The organism is Streptomyces diacarni, from assembly GCF_003323715.1.
Lineage (GTDB): Bacteria > Actinomycetota > Actinomycetes > Streptomycetales > Streptomycetaceae > Streptomyces > Streptomyces diacarni.
Genome location: NZ_QOIN01000046.1, coordinates 150,565 through 167,146 on the forward strand (window position 1 = coordinate 150,565; position 16,582 = coordinate 167,146).

General features: G+C 74.1%; 13 protein-coding genes and 1 pseudogene. 10 read left to right on the forward strand and 4 right to left on the reverse strand.

The window, feature by feature from the left end; translation table 11 throughout:
- Nucleotides 1–4: 4 nt before the first annotated feature.
- From DTL70_RS17555 to DTL70_RS17570, 4 genes are read left to right on the forward strand one after another with little or no spacing between them, the layout of a single operon-like run.
- Nucleotides 5–838, forward strand: coding sequence for a M55 family metallopeptidase (locus DTL70_RS17555; RefSeq protein WP_114023193.1), 834 nt, complete (start codon nucleotides 5–7; stop codon nucleotides 836–838).
- Nucleotides 831–2,321, forward strand: coding sequence for a M20/M25/M40 family metallo-hydrolase (locus DTL70_RS17560; RefSeq protein ID WP_245979435.1), 1,491 nt, complete (start codon nucleotides 831–833; stop codon nucleotides 2,319–2,321). Before DTL70_RS17555 ends, DTL70_RS17560 begins: the two co-directional genes overlap by 8 nt.
- Nucleotides 2,322–2,327: 6 nt before the next feature.
- The gene (locus DTL70_RS17565) at nucleotides 2,328–4,370 is read left to right on the forward strand and encodes a S9 family peptidase (RefSeq protein WP_114022899.1); all 2,043 of its coding nucleotides are present in this window, start codon (nucleotides 2,328–2,330) and stop codon (nucleotides 4,368–4,370) included.
- On the forward strand, nucleotides 4,367–4,900 hold the full coding sequence (locus tag DTL70_RS17570; protein WP_181860967.1) for a DinB family protein: 534 nt from the start codon (nucleotides 4,367–4,369) through the stop codon (nucleotides 4,898–4,900). The genes DTL70_RS17565 and DTL70_RS17570 overlap by 4 nt, the downstream gene beginning before the upstream one ends.
- A 145-nt stretch (nucleotides 4,901–5,045) precedes the next feature.
- On the opposite strand, the gene DTL70_RS17575 is transcribed toward DTL70_RS17570, so the two are convergent.
- Entirely contained in the window at nucleotides 5,046–5,960 is a 915-nt protein-coding gene (locus DTL70_RS17575) for an aminoglycoside phosphotransferase family protein (protein WP_114022900.1), read from the reverse strand.
- A 381-nt stretch (nucleotides 5,961–6,341) separates the two neighbouring features.
- Here DTL70_RS17575 and DTL70_RS17580 point away from each other — a divergent pair, with 381 nt between their 5' ends.
- The 3 genes from DTL70_RS17580 (at nucleotide 6,342) to DTL70_RS17590 (ending at nucleotide 10,241) form a co-directional block, all read left to right on the forward strand.
- Entirely contained in the window at nucleotides 6,342–7,115 is a 774-nt protein-coding gene (locus tag DTL70_RS17580) for a 4'-phosphopantetheinyl transferase family protein (protein WP_114022901.1), read from the forward strand.
- Entirely contained in the window at nucleotides 7,112–8,020 is a 909-nt protein-coding gene (locus tag DTL70_RS17585) for an arginase family protein (RefSeq protein ID WP_114022902.1), read from the forward strand. Before DTL70_RS17580 ends, DTL70_RS17585 begins: the two co-directional genes overlap by 4 nt.
- 229 nt (nucleotides 8,021–8,249) lie before the next feature.
- A complete protein-coding gene (locus DTL70_RS17590) occupies nucleotides 8,250–10,241 on the forward strand; it encodes a DUF5107 domain-containing protein (protein WP_114022903.1) in 1,992 nt (663 codons plus the stop codon).
- A 111-nt stretch (nucleotides 10,242–10,352) separates the two neighbouring features.
- Here the strand turns inward: DTL70_RS17590 and DTL70_RS17595 are convergent, their stop codons facing one another.
- Both DTL70_RS17595 and DTL70_RS17600 read right to left on the reverse strand, forming a co-directional pair.
- Nucleotides 10,353–10,709: a VOC family protein gene (locus tag DTL70_RS17595; protein WP_114022904.1), complete on the reverse strand. Its 357-nt coding sequence runs from the start codon at nucleotides 10,707–10,709 to the stop codon at nucleotides 10,353–10,355.
- 102 nt (nucleotides 10,710–10,811) lie between these two features.
- Nucleotides 10,812–11,621 (reverse strand): methyltransferase domain-containing protein, encoded by an 810-nt coding sequence (locus DTL70_RS17600; protein ID WP_114022905.1) that lies wholly within the window; start codon nucleotides 11,619–11,621, stop codon nucleotides 10,812–10,814.
- 275 nt (nucleotides 11,622–11,896) lie between these two features.
- On the opposite strand from DTL70_RS17600, the pseudogene DTL70_RS17605 reads away from it, so the two are divergent.
- From DTL70_RS17605 to DTL70_RS17625, 3 genes and pseudogenes are all read left to right on the forward strand, one after another.
- Nucleotides 11,897–12,682, forward strand: a pseudogene (locus tag DTL70_RS17605) (SigB/SigF/SigG family RNA polymerase sigma factor); the annotation flags it as partial.
- A gap of 534 nt (nucleotides 12,683–13,216) precedes the next feature.
- Nucleotides 13,217–14,482, forward strand: coding sequence for an aminotransferase class I/II-fold pyridoxal phosphate-dependent enzyme (locus tag DTL70_RS17615; protein WP_114022906.1), 1,266 nt, complete (start codon nucleotides 13,217–13,219; stop codon nucleotides 14,480–14,482).
- A 333-nt stretch (nucleotides 14,483–14,815) separates the two neighbouring features.
- Nucleotides 14,816–15,859, forward strand: coding sequence for an MBL fold metallo-hydrolase (locus DTL70_RS17625; RefSeq protein ID WP_245979436.1), 1,044 nt, complete (start codon nucleotides 14,816–14,818; stop codon nucleotides 15,857–15,859).
- 61 nt (nucleotides 15,860–15,920) lie between these two features.
- On the opposite strand, the gene DTL70_RS17630 is transcribed toward DTL70_RS17625, so the two are convergent.
- Nucleotides 15,921–16,574 (reverse strand): DedA family protein, encoded by a 654-nt coding sequence (locus DTL70_RS17630; protein WP_245979464.1) that lies wholly within the window; start codon nucleotides 16,572–16,574, stop codon nucleotides 15,921–15,923.
- Between the last annotated feature and the right edge of the window lie 8 nt (nucleotides 16,575–16,582).

Here is a 16,582-nt window from a genome sequence, read left to right on the forward strand (position 1 = left end):
GGACATGAAGATCCTCATCAGCGCCGACATGGAGGGCGCCACGGGAGTCACCTGGCCGGCGGACGTGCTGCCGGGCACCCCGCAGTGGGAGCGCTGCCGGTCGATGTTCACCTCCGACGTGGACGCGGCCGTGCGCGGCTTCTTCGAGGCGGGCGCTGACGAGGTGCTCATCAACGAGGCGCACTGGTCGATGCGCAATCTGCTGCTCGAACAGCTGGATGAGCGCGCGGAGATGCTCACCGGCAGGCACAAGTCCCTCTCGATGATCGAGGGCATCCAGCACGGCGACGTCGACGGAGTCGCCTTCCTCGGCTATCACACGGGCGCGGGCAGCGAGGGCGTGCTCGCCCACACCTTCCTCGCCAACTCGCTGACCGGCGTGTGGGCCGACGGCGTGCGGGCGAGCGAGGGGTATCTCAACTCGCTGGTCACCGCGGAGTACGGCGTGCCGATCGTGCTGGTGACGGGCGACGACCGCACCGTCGAGGACGCCAAGGGGTACGCACCGGAGGCCGGGGGCGTCGCCGTCAAGGACTACGTGTCGCGGTACGCCGCGGTCTGCCGCCCGCCCGCACGCACGGCGGCCGAGATCCGCGACGCGGCTCGCCGCGCCGCCCCCCTGGCCGCGCGGCGCACCCCGCCCGCGCCCGAACCGCACACCATCGAGATCGAGTTCGACGCGGAGCACCTCGTGGGCGCGGCCACCGTCGTCCCCGGCGTCGCCCGCACCGCCGAGCGCCGGGTCTCCTACACCTCCCCCAGCGCCTACGAGGCCATCCGGTGCTTCAAGGCCGTCACGACCGTCGTCTCCTCGGCGGTGGAGGAGCAGTATGGCTGAGCCGGCAGGACGACAGGCACACGGCGCGGGCAGGCAGCGGCCCGGCCCTGACCACCACTTGGACGCCCAGGTCTTCGAGGAAGTGGTGAAGGACACCTGTGAGCTGATCAGGATCGACACCACCAACCGCGGCGGCGGTGAGGGCAACGAGCGGCAGGCGGCGGAGTACGTCGCCTCCCGGCTCGCCGACGCGGGGATCGAACCGAGGCTGCTGGAGAAGAAGCCAGGACGCACCAACGTGGTCGCCCGGGTGCCGGGCGCCGATCCCTCGGCGGACGCGCTGCTGCTCCACGGCCACCTCGACGTCGTCCCCGCCGAACCCGCCGACTGGACCGTCCACCCCTTCTCCGGAGAGGTGCGCGACGGCGTGGTGTGGGGGCGCGGCGCCATCGACATGAAGAACGCCGACGCGATGGCGCTCTCCCTGGTGCGCGCCTGGGCCCGCGCGGGCGTCAGGCCGCCCCGCGACATCGTCCTGGCCTTCACCGCCGACGAGGAGGACAGCGCGGAGTTCGGCTCCGACTTCCTCGTCGAACAGCACCCGGAGCTGTTCGAGGGCTGCACGGAGGGCATCAGCGAGTCCGGAGCCTTCACCTTCCACGCCGAGGACGGCCTGCGCCTCTACCCGGTGGCCGCCGGGGAGCGCGGGACGGCGTGGCTGAAGCTGACCGCGCACGGCAGGGCGGGGCACGGCTCCAAAGTCAACAGGGCCAACGCCGTCAGCCGGCTGGCGGCCGCGGTCAACCGCATCGGCGAGCACGAGTGGCCCGTCCGGCTCACCCCCACCGTGCGGGCCGCGCTCGCCCGCCTGGCCGAGGTGCACGGACTGCGCCCGCTGGGCCCCGACGCGAAGGACGCGGAGGTGGACGCGCTGCTCGCCCAGCTCGGCCGGGCCGCGGCCCTGATCGAGCCGACGGTGCGCAACAGCGCCAACCCGACGGTTCTGGAGGCCGGTTACAAGGTCAACGTCATCCCGGGGACGGCCACCGCGCGCGTGGACGGGCGCATGCTGCCGGGCGCCGAGGAGGAGTTCCACACCACGTTGGACGAGCTGAGCGGCCCCGACGTGCGCTGGGAGTTCCAGCACCGCGAGGTCCCCCTCCAGGCGCCCGTCGACTCCCCGCTGTTCGCCGCCATGAGCGAGGCGCTGGAGCACTTCGACCCGGGGGCGCGTGCCGTGCCCTACTGCATGTCAGGGGGCACGGACGCCAAGCAGTTCTCCCGGCTGGGCATCGTGGGATACGGCTTCACGCCACTGAAACTGCCCGAGGGGTTCGACTACCAGGCGCTCTTCCACGGCGTGGACGAGCGGGTCCCCGTCGAGGCCCTGCACTTCGGTATCCGCGTGCTCGACCGCACCCTGCTCGGTACCGGAGCCCCGGGCACGGGCACGGGGAACGCGGACTCCGCTACGGGGGACGCCGCGCACCCGCCCACCGACCACCGGCCCGCGCGCGAAGCGAACGTCCCGTCAGGAGGCTGACCGCCCATGACCTCCCAAGCCCCCTACGGCACCTGGCCCTCACCCATCGACGCGCGGACCGTCGCCGCGCACGACGGGCGGCCCGAATTCCTCGGCTCCGTCGGCGAGGAGCTGTGGTGGACCGAGCCGCGCCCCGACGAAGGCGGACGCCGCGCTCTGCTGCGGTGCGCCGCGGACGGACAGCCGGCCACCAGCGTGCTGCCCGCGCCCTGGAACGTGCGCAACCGCGTCATCGAGTACGGCGGCCTGCCCTGGGCGGGCGCCCCACGCCCCCGGGGCGGCCCCCTGGTCGTCTTCACCCACTTCGCCGACGAGCGGCTCTACGCCTTCGAGCCCGAAGCCCGGGACGCCGAGCCGCGCCCGCTGACCCCGCTCTCGGACGTGACGGAGACGGGGCTGCGCTGGTGCGACCCCGTCGTGCTCCCCGAGCGGGGCGAGGTGTGGTGCGTGCTGGAGGAGTTCACCGGGGAGGCGCCCACCGAGCTGCGCAGGATGCTGGCCGCGGTCCCGCTCGACGGATCGGCCGCCGGGGACCGCACCCGCGTGCGGGAGCTGACCGGGGACGGCGACCGGTTCGTGACCGGCCCGCGCCTCGCCCCGGAAGGAGACCGCGCGGCCTGGCTCGCCTGGGACCACCCCGCGATGCCGTGGGACGGCACCCGCGTGATGACCGCGCGAATCCTCGACGACGGCACGCTCGGCACCCCGCACGTGGTCGCCGGCGGCCCCGAGGAGTCGGTCGCCCAGGCGGAGTTCGCCCAGGACGGCTCGCTGCTCGTGGCGACGGACGCGAGCGGCTGGTGGAACCTGGCGCGGGTGGACGTCGAAGCGGCCGAGGCAGCCGAAGCCGCCGAGCCGGGACGGGGCCCGACGCTTCCCCGGGTGCCGCTGTGTCCACGCGAGGAGGAGTTCGCCGGGGCGTCGTGGAAGATCGGCCAGCGCTGGTTCGCGCCGCTGCCCGGCGGACTGGTGGCCGCGCTGCACGGAAGAGGCGCCCAGCGGCTCGGGGTGCTCGACCCCCGGACGGGGGAACTCGTCGACGCGGCTGGACCGTGGACCGAGTGGGCGGCCTCGCTCGCCGTGGTCGACTCGCGGGTGGTGGGCATCGCCGCCAGTCCGCGTACCTCGTACGAGATCGTCGAGTTGGACACCAGGACGGGGCACACGGTCGTCCTGGCGGCCCGGCATGAGGACCACGTGGATCCGTCCTACTACCCCGAGCCGCAGATCCGCACGTTCACCGGACCGGACGGACGGGACATCCACGCCCACCTCTACCCACCGCACCACCCGGACCGCACCGCACCCGAGGGCGAGCTGCCGCCGTACGCGGTGTGGGTGCACGGCGGCCCCACCAGCCGCTCACCTCTGGTGCTCGACCTGGAGATCGCCTACTTCACCTCGCGCGGCATCGGCGTCGCCGAGGTCGACTACGGCGGTTCGACGGGATACGGCAGGCAGTACCGCAACCGGCTGCGGGAACAGTGGGGTGTCGTCGACGTCGAGGACTGCGCCGCGGTGGCCCGCACCCTGGCCGCCGAAGGCACCGCGGACCCGGCGCGGCTCGCCATCCGCGGCGGCAGCGCCGGTGGCTGGACCAGCGCAGCCTCCCTCACCTCTCCGCTCGCGGAGGGCGTCTACGCCTGCGCCGCCATCTCCTACCCGATCCTCGACCTGGCGGGGTGGGCCACGGGGGAGACCCACGACTTCGAGTCGCAGTACCTGGAGTCCCTGGTCGGCGCGTTGGCGAAGGTGCCGGGCAGGTATCGGGAGCGCTCTCCGGTCAACGGCGCACAGCGGGTCGCGGCACCGTTCGTGCTGTTGCAGGGGCTGGACGACGTGATCTGTCCGCCCGTCCAGTGCGACCGCTTTCTGGAGGAGGTCAAGGGCCGGGGCGTCCCCCACGCCTACCTGGCGTTCGAGGGGGAGGGGCACGGTTTCCGCAGGGCCGACACCATCGTCCGCGCGGTCGAGGCCGAACTGTCCCTGTACTCGCAGACGTTCGGGCTCGCCCGCGAGGACATCCCGCAACTGGGGCTGCGCCCATGAGCGTGCCTCCGCTGCCCGAGGGTGAGCCCGACCCGTCCCTGGCCGATCCGCACACCCTGCTGGAGGGCTACCTCGACTACTACCGCCGCACCCTGCTGCGCAAGGCCGCCCGGCTCTCCGATGAGGAGCTGCGCACCAGTCGGCTCCCCTCCGGCTGGACGCCACTGGAGCTGATCCGCCATCTCCACTACGTCGAGCGGCGCTGGCTGCACTGGGGCTTCCGAGCCGAACAGGTCGCCGACCCGTGGGGTGACCGGGAGCCGGACACCGAGGCGGACCGCTGGTACGTGCCTGACGGCATGAGCGTCCAGGAGGTCCTCGACGCGTTCACACGGCAGTGTGACCGCTCCCGGCAGGCGACGGCGGACGTGGCGCTGGACGGACGGGCGGCGGTCGGCGGCCGCTTCCTCACCCCCGAGGAGGCCCCCAGCCTCGCCTGGATCCTCTTCCACCTGCTCCAGGAGTACGCGCGGCACGTCGGCCAGCTCGACGTGGCCGTCGAGCTGGCGGGCGGCGGCACGGGGGAGTGACACGATGGCGTGTGACAGGTCGGTTCGGCGGTCCGGATGTGGAGCCCGGGTCGGCGGTCCGAGTCGGGGGCCCGGGCGGGCGGCCCCGGTGGGCGGGGCCCGAGCGGGTGGTCCTGATGGGCTGTTTCTCGCCGCGCCGTGGGGGTCACAGCGCCGCGACGTCGGCGAGGACACGTGCCTGCCGCATGAGGGTGATGCTGTGGCGCAGGTCGGCGTCCTCGTCCACGGACCAGAGCGCGTACTCGACGTGCCGCGCCACCGCCCAGGCGCGGACGCGGTCGGCGTCCTCGCCCACGGCGTCCGCGAACAGCGCCGTGCGGTGGCGGAGCACGCGGTGCGGATCGGGGTGCGCGAACGGGTCGTCGACCTGTTCGAGCAGCGGCCACGGGTCGAAGGCGGGGTCGCCCGTCATCGGTTTGGGGTCGATGGCCAGCCACGGGGTGCGGCGGGCCGGCAGGGGTGCCGACAGCAGATTGCCGGGGTTGAAGTCGCCGTGCAGGACCACCGTGCGGGCGGCGGTGGACGGCAGCGCGCGGAACAGCCGCTCCGCAAGCCGGAAGAGGCCTGCGTCCAGTGCGGCGGGCCATGTCCTGGAGGCCTGTCGTGCGGCCACCCGGGCCCAGCCGTCCGTGATGTCCGCGAGCGCGTCGATCCCGAGCTCGGCGGCCTTGGCCGCGTCGGCGGACCAAAGGCGGCGCAGTACCTCGGCGGCCGACAGCAGGCGGTCCTCGGCAGGCAGGTGGTCGGAGCGGCCCAGCTCGGCGCCGGGTTCGACTCGTTCCAGCAGCAACGCGTAGTGCTCCGTGTCCTGTTCGTGCACGCGGACGGCGCCGTCGCCGTTCCACAGGCTGAGCGCGGTGCCCTCCGTGCGGGCTTCCGGGTGGGGCCACGTCAGCTTGAGTACGGCGCGGCTGCCGTCCGCTCGTGCGGCAGGGGCCGCCCAGGAACAGCTGCCGCCGTGGAAGGGCGCTCCCAGGCGCAGTCGCCACCGTGTGCGCATCTTCTCGACGAGCGCGGGCAGGCCGGAGAGCCACGCGCGTCCGCTGTCCGTGCGGCTCATGTCGGTGAGTACCGGCAGAGTGGGCGGGAAGAGGGCGGCCGGTGCCGAACTCCAGAGCGCCGAGTTGGAGAGTGCCGAACTTCCGAATGCCGACCGCCGGGGGGAGGCGGAAGGGCTGGGCCGCGAAGGGGAGGGGGTGTGTGCCTCAAAGGAGAGGTCGGTCACGGCACCGTCCTTGGCGGTTGAGAGACGACGGACGACGACGGCGGACGAGGGACGACGGTCGAGGGACGACGGTCGAGCTGCGGTGGTGGCTGCGGGGAAGCCCGGCCCGCAGCCGGTCGGGCGGCACGGCCTGAGCCCCACCGTACGGGGACGTTTTCGTTCGTGTGTTCGCGGACTCGCGCGTGGGCGCTTCACTCCTTCGGGTACGGTCACCGCATGACGAGTGCCGCCTCCGGTACCAACGATCCCCGCCACTCCCCTGTCGTGCGCCTCGTGCGCGTGTCCGAGCACGCTGCCGCCGCGGCAGCGCCAGGTGCGCAGGAACCGCTCTCGGCGGAAGAGCGCGAGCGCGCCGCCAAGTTCGTACGGCAGGCCGACCGCGACCGCTATCTGGTCGCCCACCTGGCGCTGCGCGAGGAGCTGGGCAGGCTGCTCGGCCTCGCCCCACAGGACGTGCCGTTCACCCGTGCCGACTGCCCCGTGTGCGAGGGCCCGCACGGACGGCCGTCCGTGCCGGGAGACCCGGTGCACTTCTCCCTCTCGCACGCCGGTGACCTGGTGGCGCTGGCGTTCGCCGCCGCACCCGTCGGTGTGGACGTGGAGCAGTATCCGTCCGTCGCCGCCGCCATCCAGACCACGTCCGCGCTCCACCCGAGCGAGCAGACCGAACTGGCCGCCCTCGCGCCGGACGCGCTGCCCGCCGCGTTCGCTCGTTGCTGGACGCGCAAGGAGGCCTATCTGAAAGGCACCGGGGCGGGTCTGGGGGAGGATCCCGCCCTCACGTACGTCAGCTCGCTGGACCGGCCCGCCCGGGTACCCGGCTGGCAGTTGACCGATCTGGCGGTGCCGGACGGTTACGCGGCTGCGAGCGCGCTCCGGCAGAGCGGGGCACGCGGTGAGGGCGCGGACGCCGCCTCGCCGACGGAAGCGTCGGAAGCGCCGACGGGATCGCCACCCGGGGGCGGGCCGGGGGAGAGCGAGCGGCGATGAGCCGGCGCACCGTAGTGATCGAGGCGCCCGCCAATCTGGGTCTGCGCCCTCCGGCGCCCGGCACCGTGCCGGGCTGCGGCAAGCTGCCGGGTGCCCTGCGCGACCAGGGGCTGCTTCGTGCGCTCGACGCCGTGGACGGCGGGGTCGTCGTCGCTCCCCGGTACGACCTGGGCGGGTGGGAGCCGGGCGACGGGGTCTTCCACGCGAAGCAGCTGGCCGGATACGCCCGCCGCCTCGCCGACCGGCTCGAAGGGCACGTACGTGCGGGCGACTTCCCCGTCGTGCTGGGTGGCGACTGCTCCATCGTGCTGGGCACCGCGCTGGCGCTGCGCCGCATCGGGCGCTACGGCCTCGCCTATCTCGACGGGCACGACGACTTCCGGCACCCGGGAAACTCGACGCGGATCGGCGCGGCGGGCGGCGAGGCCCTGGCGCTGGTCACCGGGCGGGGGCAGCGCGACCTGGCCGACCTGGAGGGGCGGGGCCCGCTCGTGCGGGACGCCGATGTGGCGCTGCTGGGGTTGCGGGATCCGGAGAACGAACCGGAGAACGTGTTCGACGAGCTCGCGGAGCACGGGATCGCACACGCGGCCGTCGCGACCGTACGTGAGTGGGGCGCCCAGGCCGTGGCGCGCGAGGCCCTGGACCGGCTGGAGGCGGGCGGTCGCGACGGCTTCTGGGTACACCTGGACGCCGACGTGCTCGACCCGACTGTGCTGCCCGCGGTGGACAGCGCCGAGCCCGGCGGCCTCTTCCCCGGCGAACTGCGCGCTCTCCTCGCACCGCTGGTGGCGTCACCGCGCTGCGCGGGCTTCCAGCTGACGGTCTACGACCCGGACCGGGACGCGGCGGAGATGCCAGGCGCGCGACTCCTCGCCGAACTGCTGACCGAGGTGCTGCGCTGAGGCGACCCCGCGGCGCGCGAGAGCGGAGGGCACCGGCCGACGCCGACTGCCCCGCTCCGTCCCGGACAGCCGCCGTGCTCCGCTACTGGAGAGCCGGGGGCAGGGGGAAGGCGGTGGAGAGGCGCGGAAAGGATCTGGCGCACGCGGGGCCGAACGTGTTCCATGGTCATCGGGGGTCCCGGTCAGGCGGCGGCGCCCGTGGACGACGCGTGAAGAAGCGAGGTTGCCCGTGGCCACGACTGTACGACGCAGCACCCGGACCCTGCCCGTCGCGCCACTCGGCCCCGAGAACCCGCTGCCCGCGCTGCTGCCGCTGGACGAGGCCCACACCCTTCAGGAGTCCGAACGCGCCGCGCTGCCCGCCGAGATGGCCCGCCAGGTCGGGTACGGCCCGCTGCGCTCGGTGCTGCCTGCCCGGGTTTTCGACGGTTACGGGCGGCGGCGCGACCCTGCTGCGCTCGACACCCTGGTCCTGGAGAACGACCGCCTGTGCGTCACCGTCCTCCCGGGCCTCGGCGGGCGCGTGGCCTCGCTCTTCCACAAGCCGAGCGGCCGGGAACTCCTCTACGCCAACCCGGTGTTCCAGCCGGCCGACTTCGCGCTGAACGGTGCCTGGTACTCGGGAGGCATCGAGTGGAACATCGGTGCGACGGGGCACACGACGCTCTCCTGCGCCCCCCTGCACGCGGCGCGCGTGCCCGCACCCGGCGGGGACGGCGCGATGGTGCGGCTGTGGGAGTGGGAACGGCTGCGCGACACCCCGTTCCAGGTGGACCTGTGGCTGCCCGACGAGTCCGACTTCCTGTACGTCGGCGCCCGTATCCGCAATCCGCACGACCGCACCGTGCCGGTCTACTGGTGGTCGAACATCGCCGTCCCCGAGGACGAGGGCACGCGCGTCCTCGCGCCCGCCGAGGAGACCTGGTATTTCGCCTACGAGCGCCGGCTGCGCCGCATCCCCGTTCCAGAGTGGCGCGGCACGGACCTCAGCTATCCGCTGCACAGCCGGTTCCCCGCCGACTACTTCTACGAGGTGCCGGAGGGCGCCCGTAAGTGGATCGCTTCGCTCGACGAGAAGGGGAAGGGACTCGTCCAGACCTCCACGGACGTGCTGCGCGGCCGCAAGCTGTTCGTCTGGGGCTCGGGTCCGGGCGGCAGGCGCTGGCAGCAGTGGCTGACGGAGCCGGGCACGCCCGGATACGTCGAGATCCAGGCGGGCCTGGCACGCACCCAGCTCGAACACGTCCCGCTGGAGGCGGGCGGCGAGTTCGCCTGGCTGGAGGCCTACGGTCCGCTGGCCACCGACCCCGCCGCCGTCCACGGCGCCGACTGGGCCGCGGCGCGCGGCCACACCCAGGAGCGGCTGGAGGCCGCGCTGCCCCGGTCCTGCGTGGAGGCGGCGTACGAGGCGTGGCGGCCGTACGCCGACGCCGACCCCGAGGGGGAGCCGCTGGCGGTCGGCTCGGGATGGGGCGCGCTGGAGGTGGAGCGCGGCGGCTTCACACTGCCCGGCACCCCGTTCGCGGCGGAGACGATGGGTGAGGAGCAGCGGCCGTGGGCGCAGCTGCTGCGCACCGGCGCGCTGCCGTGCGGGCCTGCGGACAGCCCTCCGGGACCCACGCTGGTCGCGGCCGGGTGGCGGGAGTTGCTGGAGTCCGCGCACGCCGCGAAGGGCGCGGCCCGGCACGAGCTGGACCACCACCTGGGTGTGGCGCAGTGGCACGCGGGGGACCGGTCCCAGGCGGTGCGCAGTTGGGAACGCTCCCTCGATTCCGCGCAGAGGGGCGCGCGCTGGCCGGCGCTGCGCTGCCTGGCCGTCGCCGACCAGCAGGAGGGGAACACGGCCCGCGCGGCCCAGCGGAGCCTCGACGCCGTCACGGACGCGCGTAAGAGCCTGGACACCGGCCGGGTCTCGGCGAGGGCGGCGCTGAGCGCGCTCGCGCGCGAAGCGGTCGAGGCGCTGCTGGCGGCGGACCGCCCCGGCGAGGCGGCCACCGTGCTGGACGAGCTCTCCGCGGCCGAGCGCGCTCTGGGGCGCTTCCGGCTGCTGCACGCCCGCGTCCTGCTGGCGCGGGGGGACACCGCCGGCGCCCGCGCCGTCTTCGACGGCGACTTCGAGGTGGAGGACCTGCGCGAGGGTGAGGAAGTACTGAGCGACACCTGGGCGGCGCTGACGGACGAACCCCTGCCGGACCACTACGACTTCCGCATGCGTCCGTAGCCCGTAGCCCGTAGCCCCGCAGGGCCGCTGCGGGCGGCCCCGCGGCCCTCGGGCGGGGTTGGCGGGGCCGGGTTCGCGACTGCCGTGTGCGTCACACGCCGGGAAGGAACCTCACTCAGGGGCGTCCTTCCTGTCCATGTACTCGAAGACGCTGCCGTCGGGGTGGCGGGCCACCAGACTGCGGCCGATGGGCGTGGACTTGGGGCCCGCGATGATCTGGGCTCCGACGGTGTGCAGGTCGGCCAGCGCGTCGTCGACGTCCTTCACGGCGAGCGTCGCCTTGATCTTGCTGAGCACCTCCAGTTGCCCTTCGGGGCCGCTCATCAGGAAGAACGGGCCCACGGCGGCGACCTCCACCGAGCCGTTCTCGAAGCGCGCCGCCTCCGCACCCGCCAGCCGCTCGTACACCGGTACCGCCGCGTCCAGATCGTCGACGCAGATACGCAGCGAGGTCCCCAGAATATCCATGGCCCTACCCTAGGACGGGCCGCAGGTCCCGCCGAAACCCGGCGGGGGGCGGGGAGTTGCCCCGCACGTCGTTTCCGTTCACACGTGGCAGAGGATCTCGCGTCACACGTGGCAGAGGATCTCGCCGTGGACGACGGTGAACCAGCCGTCCTCTTCCGCGCCCCAGGCCCGCCACGCCTCGGCGACGCGGCGCAGTTCCTGCCGGGTGGCCAGGCCGGACTCCACCGCGACGGTGGCGTAGCGGGAGTCCACCGTGCGGTCCGCCCACAGCCCGCTCCACCAGGCGCGTTCTGCGGGTGAGGCGAAGCACCAGGTGCCGGTGGTGATCTCGACATCGGCGAAGCCCGCCTGCCGTGCCCACGCGTGCAGTCGGCGTCCGGCGTCAGGCTCGCCGCCGTTGGCCCGTGCGACCCGCCGGTAGAGGTCCAGCCACTCGTCCATGCCGGGCACCTGCGGGTACCAGAACATTCCGCCGTAGTCCGCGTCGCGGGCGGCGACCACTCCGCCGGGCGCGCACACCCGGCGCATCTCGCGCAACGCGGTGACGGGGTCGCCGACGTGCTGGAGGGTCTGGTGCGCGTGGACCACCTCGAAGCTGTCGTCGGGGAAGTGGAGAGCGTGGACGTCGCCTGTCGTGAACTCCGTGTTGCTCACCCCGCGTTCCGCCGCCGTCTCGCGGGCCTGGGCCAGTACGCCCTCGGCGGCGTCGAGTCCGGTGACCGTGCCCTGTGGCACCAGGGTGGCGAGGTCGGCCGTGATGGTGCCGGGCCCGCAGCCGACGTCCAGGACGCGGTGGTCCGGGCGCAGCGCGCCGAGCAGGTAGGCAGCGGAGTTGTCGGCGGTGCGCCAGCGGTGCGAGCGCAGGACGGACTCGTGGTGGCCGTGGGTGTATACGGCGGTCTCGTGTGCCATGGGGGCAGCCTAACGAGCTGTCTTGCCATGTGAGCAACTATTGTTCACATGATGGACAGGTGGTGGGCGCATGGTGGCAGCTGTGCGCCCTGGTGGAGGGACCGGCACACGGCTGGTTTGCCCTCCGCGACGCGGGGCACCCGGGCGCCCGTGCTTCGGCAAGAAGGCACATCCGCGGGTAAGACGCGCGCGCCCCAGGGCCGTTCGGCTGCCCCGCCGGTGCCTCGCTCCCGCGGTGTCTGTCCGACGACGTGACCGGTAGGGGAGCACAGCCGATGACCCTTCGTACGAAGCGCTCGAGGCACCCGCACGACGACGCGCCCGACACCGCGGGGGATTTCCGACGCATCGCCGCACTGCCTGACGGGCCCGAGAAGGAAGAGCTGCGCCGGCGTGTGGTGCGGGCCTGGATGCCGATGGCCGGACGGCTGGCCCGGCACTTCCGCAACCGGGGTGAGGCGCTGGAAGACCTCCAGCAGGTCGCCGCGCTCGGCCTGGTCAAGGCCGTCGCCCGGTACGACGTCTCGCGCGGCTGCGCGTTCGAGAGTTTCGCCGTGCCGACCATCGTCGGCGAGGTCAAGCGGCACTTCCGCGACCACATGTGGGGGCTGCACGTGCCCCGGCGCGTGCAGGAGCTGCGCAACCGGGTCCGCGTCAGCCAGCGCGAGCTCAGCCAGTCGCTCGACGGGCGCACCCCTTCCGTGCGGCGGATCGCCGAGCACGCCGGGCTGCGTGAGGAGGACGTGCTGCTGGGCATGGAGGCGCTGGAGAGCTACAGCACGCTGTCACTGGACGCACAACTTCCCGGCGCGGACGACGGGTACTGCCTCGTCGACACCCTTGGCAGCTGCGAACCCGGCTTCGACCAGGTCGTCTACCGCGAGGCGGTCAAACCGCGCCTGCAGCGGCTGCCGGAGCGCGAACGGCACATCCTCTACCTGCGCTTCTTCTGCGACATGACGCAGAGCCGGATCGCCGAACAGCTCGGTATCTCGCAGATGCACGTCTCCCGGCTCATCAGCCGCACGTGCAGCCGCCTCCACCACGAGGTGGAGGCCGACCGGCGCCTCGAACACGGGGCGCCCGACGCGGCGGCGCCCGACGCCCGTGGTCACGACAGCCAGAGGGTCCAGGAGGACCAGGAAGCCGAGGCGTCTGACGCCTCGGAGCCGGGCGTGCGGGTGACGGGGCGGGCCCCGGGGGCCGAACCCGCGCGCTGTGGCACCCGCGAGGGCGACGGGCGGCGTAAGGACCTGCGCCGGCACGCGGCTCACCGCCGTACGAACACCAACACGCACGCGAACACCCAGACGCGCACCAACACCAACGCCCACACCAACGCCCACACCAAAACCGTCACCGACAGCAACCGGGAGCACCAGCAGGCCTCCGGGACGGGCGGGCGCGCCCGGCGCGGGCACGCCCCGGCACCGGTCACGACCCGCGGCTGAGAGCCCTGTCCCGGACGGGAGCGCGGCCGACCGCCGAGGCACCGTGCTCCGGCACGGGGGCCTCCGTGTCGGCGATGCCGGTGTCACCGCCGTCTGCGAAGGTGTACACAAGACGGTTGTCTGATCTACGGGTAGGCGGCACATATGCGGCGCACCGGCCAGGGGAGCGGAGGGGGCGCGGGCCCGCGCCCCCTGGCCGGCCTGGCCGCCGTGCGGGAGTCCGCGTGCGGGTACTGGCGGCGACGCGGTGTGCCGACCGAGCCGGCGCAGGTGGCAGTGGCTCCCGCGGCGCCACTGCTGCTGCTCGCCGTCCTGGCGGCCGCGGGCAGGCAGGAGCGGCCGGGTGCGGCAGGCGTGCTCCTGCCGCACCCGTGCGCGTCGTGGTACGCGCCGCAGGCGCACCTGCTGGGGCAGCCGGTGCGCACGGTGCCGGTGCCCGCCGAGTGCGGTGGTGTGCCCGACCCCTTCGCGCTGCTGGAGACGGTGCGCAGGGCGCGTGCGGCCGGGGAGGCGCCGCACGCGCTGGTGCTCTCCGTCGCCGACGACGTCACGGGCACGGCCGCACCGCCCGAACTGCTGCATGAGGTGTGCGAGGCGGCCGTCGCCGAGGAGCTGCTGCTGGTCAGCGACGAGACGTGGCGCGACACCTCGCACGCCGCGGGCGACACCGTCGTGGTCAGTCCGGCCCAGATGCTGGCGGAGGCGGGCCGTCCCGAGCAGGTGGTGGTCCTCACCGACCTCGGCGCCGCGCTGCCGCAGCCCGACCTGTGCGCGGGCGTCGCACGGTTCTCCGCCACGCGCGACGGCGCACTCCTCGGTGAACAGGTGCACGAGGTATTGGGCCTGCTCGGCTCGGGGCTGTCGGAGCGGGCGGCGGAAGCGGCCGAGGCGGCGCTGTCCGAGTCCGCCCAGCTGTGCTCCCGCCGGGACGCCGATGCCCGTCGGCACGGCCGGCTGGCCTGGATGCTCCACGGGGCGGTCACCGAGGCCGGAGCCACCTGCCGCCCGCCCCACCTGGGCCGACACGTCTACGCCGACCTGGACCAGCTCAGGACCCGGCTCGCCGCGCGCGGCATCACCGACGCGCCGGGCCTGGAGGCGGAGCTGGTGCGGCGCCTCGGGCCGTACGCGGAGGGCGGGCACCGCTTCGGTGACGATCCACGTGAGCTGCGGGTGCGGCTGTCGACGGAGGCGCTCGGCGGCGCCTCGCCCCGCCCCTCCGCCGCCGTCGCCCCGGTGGCCCCCACCGTCTCCTCCACCGCCGCGGGGCCTGCCGACGCCGGGCCGGTGCCGGGGGCACGGCAGCGCGGCCCCGCGGGCCCGGTGCCGGAGGAATCGCCGGGCGCGGCTGAGGCGTTGGCACAGGTGCAGTCGGTGCTGACCGACCTCACGGATGGGAGCCCTCATTAGATGACCGATCGGACCGGGCAGCGTTCTGAGCGCTCTTCCACCGCCGCGTCCCCGTCGGGTGAGAACCCGGCACGGGAAGGGGCCGCTCCCTTCAGCGCCCCGTCGACCGGTACGCCGTCGCCGGGCGGGCCCACCCCCGGTACGCCGTCGCCGGGCGAGCTCACCCCCGGCACGCCCTCGACCGGTGCGCTGCCGGACGGCCCCCCGCCGGACGGTCCACGGCCGGGCAGCTCGTCGCCGGGCGGTCTCCCGCCGGACAGCCCCCCGTCGGACGGTGAGCCGTCGGAAAGACCGGCGTCCGCCTGCGGCGCGGCCCGCCACGGGCCGACCGACGTGCTCCTGCGGCCGCCGCCGCCCGCCGTGTCCCCGCCGCGCCCGGTGGGGGCGCGGCGCATGTGGCCGCGCTCCTTCGCCGACCGGCTGACCTCGCCGCTGCCCGGTGTCCGCGCGCTGGCCCGGCTGGCCAGGGAGGGCGCGGTGCGGCCGGTCTCCTCGGCGCTGGCCGAGGAGATCCCCAAGCTGCCCTTCGCGCCGGGCCCGATGCCGGATCCGGGGCCCGACACCGTCGCCGTCACCTGGGCGGGGCACGCCAGCTGGGTGGTGCGCATCGGCGGTCTGACGGTGCTGACCGACCCGGTCTGGTCGCGGAAGATCCTGGGCACGCCCGCCCGGATCACCCCGGTGGGCGTCGCCTGGCAGGACCTGCCGAAGGTGGACGCGGTCGTCATCTCCCACAACCACTACGACCATCTCGACGCGCCGACGCTGCGCAGGCTGCCGCGTGACACGCCTCTCTTCGTCCCCGCGGGGCTGGGCGGCTGGTGCCGCAAGCGCGGCTTCACCACCGTCACCGAGCTGGACTGGTGGGAGGGCGCCGAGCTGCCGTCCCCGGCGGGCTCGTCCCGGGCGCAGCCGGGAGGCGGCAGGGTCCGCTTCGACTTCGTGCCGGCGCACCACTGGTCCAAGCGCTCCCTGACCGACACCTGCCGCTCACTGTGGGGCGGCTGGGTGCTGACCGACCGGCACAAGCAGCGCGTGTACTTCGCGGGCGACACCGGGTACGGGCACTGGTTCGGTGAGATCGGCCGCCGCTTTCCTGGCATCGATCTGGCGCTGCTGCCGATCGGCGCCTACGACCCGCGCTGGATGCTGCGTCCGGTGCACACGGATCCGGAGGAGGCGGTGCGCGCCTGCCAGGATCTGGGCGCGCCCCGGATGGCGCCGATGCACTGGTCGACGTTCCTGCTCTCGGAGGAGCCCCCGCTGGAGCCGCTGACCCGGGTACGGGCCGCTTGGCGCAAGGCGGAACTCCCGCGCGAGGACCTGTGGGACCTTCCGGTGGGCGCCTCCCGCGTCCTGGAACCCGCGCACCCCTAGCCGCAGGGCCGGGGCCGCAGCCGCAGGGCCGGGGTCGCAGCCACCGGGCCGGGGCCGCGCGTCACTGCTCGGATGCGCGCGGCCCCCGCGCCCGGCGCCACAGTGAAGGGGCGACGCTGACGAGCACCGTCAGGAGGATGGCCGCCGCCACGCCTTCCCAGGGGCGGGGGAAGAGCGAGCCGCCCGCCACGCCGATGAGCTGGTAGACCGCCGACCAGGCCAGGCACGCCAGCACGTCGCCGCGCGCGAACTCCCGCATGCGCATGCGCGCCAGCAGGCAGGCGAGCATCACGGGGATGCGTCCGGCGGGCACCAGCCGGGAGACGACCAGCACGGCGACTCCGTGTTCGCGCAGTTTCCGGTCCGCCTGGGCCAGTCGCTCGGGCGCGGCCCGCTCGCGCAGTGCCGACAGCCAGCGGGAGCCGTTCTTGGAGCCGACGCCCCGTTTGCCGAGCCAGTAGAGGCCGAGGTCGCCGAGGAAGGCGGCGAGGGAGGAGATGCCGAAGACGGTCAGCAGCGCGAACACCGGCAGGCTCTGGTGGAGTGCCACCACGGCTGCTCCGCTGACCAGCGCGCCTGTCGGTACGACGGGCACCAGGGAGCCGAGGACGATCAGCAGGAACAGCGAGGGGTAGCCCAGGGCCTGCTGGGTCGCCTCGGGGGGCCTGACCACCGTGTCGGAGAGGGTCTCCGCGACCGTCGCCAGCCCGCCCAGGCCCGAGC

Excerpts from the sequence above, each read along its gene's own strand:
- DTL70_RS17555 (WP_114023193.1), top strand. The coding sequence starts at position 5 with ATGAAGATCCTCATCAGCGCCGACATGGAGGGCGCCACGGGAGTCACC.
- DTL70_RS17580 (WP_114022901.1), top strand. The coding sequence starts at position 6,342 with ATGACGAGTGCCGCCTCCGGTACCAACGATCCCCGCCACTCCCCTGTC.
- DTL70_RS17615 (WP_114022906.1), top strand. The coding sequence starts at position 13,217 with ATGCGGCGCACCGGCCAGGGGAGCGGAGGGGGCGCGGGCCCGCGCCCC.
- DTL70_RS17600 (WP_114022905.1), bottom strand. The coding sequence starts at position 11,621 with ATGGCACACGAGACCGCCGTATACACCCACGGCCACCACGAGTCCGTC.
- DTL70_RS17570 (WP_181860967.1), top strand. The coding sequence starts at position 4,367 with ATGAGCGTGCCTCCGCTGCCCGAGGGTGAGCCCGACCCGTCCCTGGCC.
- DTL70_RS17595 (WP_114022904.1), bottom strand. The coding sequence starts at position 10,709 with ATGGATATTCTGGGGACCTCGCTGCGTATCTGCGTCGACGATCTGGAC.
- DTL70_RS17560 (WP_245979435.1), top strand. The coding sequence starts at position 831 with ATGGCTGAGCCGGCAGGACGACAGGCACACGGCGCGGGCAGGCAGCGG.
- DTL70_RS17575 (WP_114022900.1), bottom strand. The coding sequence starts at position 5,960 with ATGAGCCGCACGGACAGCGGACGCGCGTGGCTCTCCGGCCTGCCCGCG.
- DTL70_RS17585 (WP_114022902.1), top strand. The coding sequence starts at position 7,112 with ATGAGCCGGCGCACCGTAGTGATCGAGGCGCCCGCCAATCTGGGTCTG.
- DTL70_RS17565 (WP_114022899.1), top strand. The coding sequence starts at position 2,328 with ATGACCTCCCAAGCCCCCTACGGCACCTGGCCCTCACCCATCGACGCG.